This is a genomic window from Candidatus Synechococcus spongiarum SH4 (genome assembly GCF_000586015.1).
GTDB lineage: Bacteria > Cyanobacteriota > Cyanobacteriia > PCC-6307 > Cyanobiaceae > Synechococcus_B > Synechococcus_B spongiarum_F.
In genome coordinates this window covers 1-5,618 of record NZ_JENA01000101.1, presented here as the reverse complement: position 1 = coordinate 5,618, position 5,618 = coordinate 1, and the positions used below count along the sequence as shown (strand labels likewise).

At 54.9% G+C, this 5,618-nt stretch carries 6 protein-coding genes; all 6 read right to left on the bottom strand.

Going from position 1 to position 5,618, the window contains the following annotated elements; translation table 11 throughout:
- Positions 1-1,139: S1C family serine protease (locus BG35_RS0105785; RefSeq protein WP_161632546.1), on the bottom strand; the 1,139-nt coding region annotated here is incomplete at its 3' end.
- A 70-nt stretch (positions 1,140-1,209) separates the two neighbouring features.
- On the bottom strand, positions 1,210-1,791 hold the full coding sequence (locus BG35_RS12410; RefSeq protein ID WP_080688049.1) for a DUF1036 domain-containing protein: 582 nt from the start codon (positions 1,789-1,791) through the stop codon (positions 1,210-1,212).
- A gap of 77 nt (positions 1,792-1,868) precedes the next feature.
- Positions 1,869-3,806, bottom strand: a complete 1,938-nt coding sequence (locus BG35_RS12055) for a S8 family peptidase (RefSeq protein ID WP_236619802.1) — start codon at positions 3,804-3,806, stop codon at positions 1,869-1,871.
- A gap of 421 nt (positions 3,807-4,227) precedes the next feature.
- Positions 4,228-4,482 carry a hypothetical protein gene (locus BG35_RS12710; protein ID WP_152535186.1) on the bottom strand — a complete coding sequence of 85 codons (255 nt, stop codon included), beginning with the start codon at positions 4,480-4,482 and terminating at the stop codon, positions 4,228-4,230.
- Positions 4,483-4,672: 190 nt separating this feature from the next.
- On the bottom strand, positions 4,673-4,900 hold the full coding sequence (locus tag BG35_RS12705; RefSeq protein WP_152535185.1) for a hypothetical protein: 228 nt from the start codon (positions 4,898-4,900) through the stop codon (positions 4,673-4,675).
- A gap of 27 nt (positions 4,901-4,927) precedes the next feature.
- On the bottom strand, positions 4,928-5,470 hold the full coding sequence (locus tag BG35_RS12700; RefSeq protein ID WP_152535184.1) for an S-layer homology domain-containing protein: 543 nt from the start codon (positions 5,468-5,470) through the stop codon (positions 4,928-4,930).
- Positions 5,471-5,618 lie beyond the last annotated feature (148 nt).

Below are 5,618 nucleotides of genomic sequence, written 5' to 3'. Positions count from 1 at the left end.
TTCTGCCGCCAGATCCCCAGTTGCAGCCGCCCTCCCGCGCCGGTGGACTCCACCGCCTGGAACAGTTCGCCGGGGCTGCCGACTTTGCTTCCTGCGGCTGTGAGCACCACGTCTCCAGCCCGCAATTCTGCTTGCGCAGCAGGACCCCGGGGCCGGACGTGGAGGATCAGCACCCCGTGGCGCTCCGGCAACTGGAAGCCGGTGTTGTCCGGGCTTTGATTGAACTCCCGCGCCAGGGCAGGGGTGAGGGACCACAGCCTGACGCCCAAGGTGGGATGACTCAACTCCGTGCGGATCAACTCCTCGGCAACGGCGCGAGCCGTGTTGATGGGGATGGCAAAACCCTGATGATCCGTTGGTTCGCCACTGCGGGCCAGGGTATTGATGCCGACGACTCTGCCCGCAACATTGACCAGAGGTCCGCCAGCATTGTCGCCATCAATGACCGCGTCAATCCGAATTTTCTCCAACTGTTGATCAGGGTCGCCCTGGTGATGGTTGAGGCGGCTGATCACGCCTCTGGCAACCGTGTTATCCATGTTATCCGTTCCTGAAGGATGCTTACCGACGGCCACAATCCAGTCTCCCACCTCCAGGGTATCAGAATCTCCCAAGGGGGGCACCGGAAAAGGCGGCGGCGCCACCACCTTGGCTACGGCCAGGTCCGCCACGAAATCCACCCCCACCAGTTTGCCGGGCAGGGTGCGACCATCGCTGAAATGCACGTCCAGATGATAGTCCATCCTTTCCACCGTCCAGGCGGTGGTGAGGATTAACCCCTCCTCGGTAAAGACAACCCCAGCCCCCAGTTTCTCCTGGTGGGGCTGCGGGTTGAAAAATTGCTGGAAGAAGGGATCGGGGTTCTGCCGATTCGGAGCAGGGCCAGGGTACGGACGGCCGCCAATGGGCTCAATGGTTACGCTGTCAATGCGCACCACGGCAGGACCAACACGCCGCAGGGCGCGAGCTGTAAAGAGACGGGACAACATGCCGGGCTTACTGTGGGCAACGTCTGTGGCTGCAAAGGACAGCACGCCGAGGGCCAGGCTGAGGGCCAGAACACCGGCCCGACGACTTACGCACCGAAAACACCAGCCTCCTGCTGGTGGTACGGATGGTTGTGGAGATAGAAATGCCATGGTGATCACGTGATGTGTGTGGACATGATCGTAATCTGGAAGATCTTGTGGAGGGAAAGCCAGCAGCAAATTAGCGAACTTTAGTAGTAACGCCACGGTGCTTTGGCAGCTCCTCAAAAGACTTACTGCCCACGTTCCAACTACGGCACTTGGGCAAAGTAGCTTCATATATTTTTCCATCGCTTTGTGGTGACCACATGCAGAATGACTTTTCTTCTCTCGTCACACTATTTCCATTGGATCTTTCAACACGAATATAATAATTCCTTCCTGTCATGGATTCAGTCAATATTCTTCTGCAATCTCCTGAACGAATTGTCTTCCAGCCTTTCCTTGTGTAGCCGTCGCCTGGATAAGCAGAAGCATAAGCTGCATAAACAGTCCCTGAAGATTCATTGCAGACAACCCAGCCATAATTCTTAGCTTGCTTATGCACGATCTCTAGACTTTCCAGGTATTCCTCATAGCGACGTCGTAGACTATAACAGTACTCTTTCCCTAATACTGCTTCATCACAGGTAAAGTTCGACTGTCCCTGGGCTCTAAGACCGACCGAAAGCACAAGGCAAAGAAAAACGACAGAGAGTCCAAACAACGTCTCTGTCCTTGATCGTTGACGGGAAGAAGGAGTTTGTTGGCGAACATGAATCATGGCAAAAGCAAGGATGAGGTGAGATAGGTGAAACAAACTGTTGGGCAGAGAACCTGGAGGCCCTCAGGAGAGATTGCTCACCAAGTGGCGCGATAGCCCGTGAAGAAGGTCCACTCCGGTGCAGCGCTTTGCTGATGCCGGGGCTGTGTGCTCCGTGTGGCACCGAGGGAGAGATCCCCCTCCAGCCAGGGAACGTCCAGTTGGGTGGAGAGATCCAGTTGCCGGCCGCTGGGAACCAGGGGGGCGGAGAGGGTTGTGCCCACCACCGCGCCCTCCTGGGTGCGGCCGGTGGGAAGGGAGAGGCTGGCGGCGCCGCTGTGTACCCGCAGGGGTTGAGAGAGGGAGAAGCGCAGGGCGCTGCCGTTGACAAAGGGGCGGCTGGCCGCCAGGCGGAAAGTGCTGGTGGCCAAGGGAGAGATGGTATCGATGAACTGGCTGTGGGAGACGGAGGGGTTCACCTGGCCAACTTCTCCCTGTGCTTCCAGTTCCCAATCTCCCAAACTGGTGTCCAGCCCAGCGCTGAGGAAGAGGGTTTGGCCGGAGAGTCGGCCGAAGGCGCCGCTGCCCTGGCTGTTGAGCAGGGATTGGTGTTCGTTGAGATAGCCAGCCTCCATGGTGAGGGCCGGCAGGACGGCAGGTGTCCAGGAGAGGGTGAGCCCTTCCAGGTCCTGGGATTTCTGGAAGACGGTGGCAGCCACCCCCTGGGGACCGGCCATGGTGAAACGAGAAGCGCCATGGGTGAGGGCCAAGTGACCGGTCTCCGTGGCGGCGGCCTTCTCCTGGAAGTTGAACTGCCAATTGGTGGGGATGGGGGGCCGCTGCGGTGGCGTGAGGAAGCGGTTGAGACGGGTGGCAACGGAAGCACCGTCCGAGGGGACGGTGAAATCACTGGCCTCGAACCAGAAGGGAGCGCCCAGATCGTCAAAGGCAGCGACTTCCTGAGTATTGAGGGATTGGGGTAGGCTGTCCCCGAGGGCGCTTCCCAGTGAGATAAAGGAAGTGGCCATGCTGGCCCCGTCGGAGTTCCCCAGGGAGGAGCCGGCGCCCATGAAGGCGGGGGTTCCCCAGGGGTTGGTGGCGGCCCCCAAATCCATGAGGCCTTGGCCATAGATGGCTCGGTTGCCATGCTCTCCCGATTTTTTGGCCGTAGCGAACAACCGGCTCACCAGTTGCGTGTTGGAGAGTTGATCACGGAACAACTGCTTCATCACAGCCAGGCCGCCGGTGACTATCGGCGCTGCATAAGACGTGCCGTCACCTTGAGCATAGAAGGGATCTTCTGTTGAAGGATTGTAATCAGCAAGTCGAACCCTTTCACCAGGAGCGGCGATGCACCATTGGGCAGCAATGCCACAACGATTTGAAAAACCTGCGATATTTCCTTCTCTGTCGGTTGCAACAACTGCTACCCAGTGGCCACGGAGTTCTGGAATAAAATATGGTAGGCCAGGTCTAACACTAGGACTGTGTGCATTGAAAGATGGATTTATAGGGTGTTTATTATTATTTCCTGCAGACCAGACCATAATTGTTTTGTCAGGCACCTTAGACTGTGCCCATGTCTTGATTTTTGCTTCTCCTATAAAATTACGCACTTGAGCGGTGGTCCAACTTTGTTGAATGGCTCCTGGATTATCAAAGAACCCGTGGCGCCGCCAATCAGGATATGGCGACCAACCAAAACTATGATTTTGGATATCAACGCCTCGATCAAACATGTCCTGATAGAATTTCCTTGGAACATGCTGGATTGATGTTGGTTGCGCCCCTCGAACGGCAAGCATCGTCATGTCTGCTCCCCAGGCAATACCGCTAGTAAGGCCCACAGCTTTACTGGCCACGGAAGTGCCATGGGATACATCAAATGGTAACTCATCTGGGGCTTCAGGGAGGAACGTCTCTCGCCTTCCGACGCCACGACCGGAGAGATCTGGGTGCTCCAGATGAATCCCTGAATCGATTAGGCCAATGTGAACCCCTGCTCCGGGTGACGCCCCTGCTGTTGGTCCCCTCATGAGATGAACATGGGCATAGCCTTTGTAGGCATTCACCTGCTCTCTGTCCCAATTTTCAGCGCCACCTGGAACATTTTGAACAGCCTTCTTGATTGCGGTGGTTAGCCGGCTTGCTTGGGCAGCCAATTCAGCATTGGTCAAGCAGTCTCCACTGTGGGTTTTGATGCATCTGGTAGTACCACCACCAGGAGGAGTACCACCACCAGGAGTAGTGGCGGAATCAGAGTCATCGCTGTTATCACTCCCGCAGGATACGAGCAGGAGGACAAGGGGGAAGGCCAGAGCGGTGCGGAAGAGGTTTTGGAACGGGGACTTGGGGTTGGGGTTGGTCATGAGTTGGAGTTTGGGGTCGGGAGGAGAAGAAATTGCGCTGTCCTACATAAGTCAAGCCAGTATCTGGAGGGTACTAATCCCAACAAACTTAATCCCAGCAGTATGAGTGCCAGGAATCGTAGCCATCAAGGTTAATTACGCAATGATCATGTGCATTAGAGGCTTCTATTCCATAAAATGCTATTCTTTCGTAATTACTTCCAAGAGCGGCAAGAGTCAGTCCTTGCTTGAGCAAGGGAAGCCTGAAGCCTTCACCCTTGACCTGCTTGGAAGTCTGGTATTTCCCAAACAGTTTTTCGAGGATGGTTGCTGCGGCTGAGTTCATGGGTTTGATCAGGGGCATGGGATTAGAGAAAGAAGAGAAGGGACGAGAGTTGGAGAACTTCCGAAAAAAGCCGAAACTACACACCAGGAGACTGTGAACTCCCTTGTCTGCACAAAGCTTTTTTCAGAAGTTATTTAGGTATTGCCAGGAGGTTTCAGTGGGAAGCCGGAAAAGAAGTTTTTTAATTCTTCTCTATCAACTTTACCGTCTATTTTTGTGTAATTTTATGTAATTCTCCTATAGTTTTATCTAGTTTAACTATGGTTTTATCTAGAGAACAGCCGAGCTTCTCTGTCTTATCTTTTAGCCCGTTCAAGGTTGCCCAAATAGCGATGCTAGTAGCAGATCCACCGATCAATGCGCCTAATCCTTCTTCAAAAGCTTCTGTTGGATTGAACTCGTTATGGCTATCAGCGCGTGCAATACTGGCAGGCAAAGGAGAGGAAGAGAGGAAAGCAATCCATCATCCCGGAGGGCCGCGCAGGGTAGTCGTCTCTTGCCAAACCGGTCTCTGGCCAGCTTCCTGGATGCTGATTAGAATGTAGGGATTTATGGGATGCTCATGCTCGGCAACGATGCCATGCCCGTGCTCAGCCGGTTCATGGGGGTGGGGAGTGGGTTCAGAGAGAACGGGTGTATTGTTTGTGTGCTGCTGATTCTCCTCATGGATGGAGATGCCGAGATCCAGGCAAGCCTTGATTAAAGTCGCTACTTCAAAACGGGTGGCTGGGTGTTCACTTTTGAGTGTTCCGTCAGGAAATCCAGCTACACATCCATATCTGTCCACCAGCTCTTGTAAATCCTCAGCGTCCCAGTGCTCAGGGTCCGTAATATCAAAGGGCTGTTCAATGGAAGGAACAAATTTGCCGGTAAAATTGTCCGTGGAAGAACTCTGAGCAACGGTGGGCTGCTGCCCCTTGTCCGGCTCCAGATCGTTAGCCGCTGCATTCGGAGTGGCCATGCCCACAACCAGGGCAAGCAGAACCACAGCAAGAAGACGCTGCAAACGCCTGCGAAGGCCAGCCGACCTGCCCACGGCAAGGGTCACTGGACTATGACAGTGACAATCCGAATCTTTCCCCTCGGCAACGCTTGATGCAGCCCCAGCAGCGCCGCCGGATGCCCCAGTTCGGCCCTCTAAACCCTTAAGAATT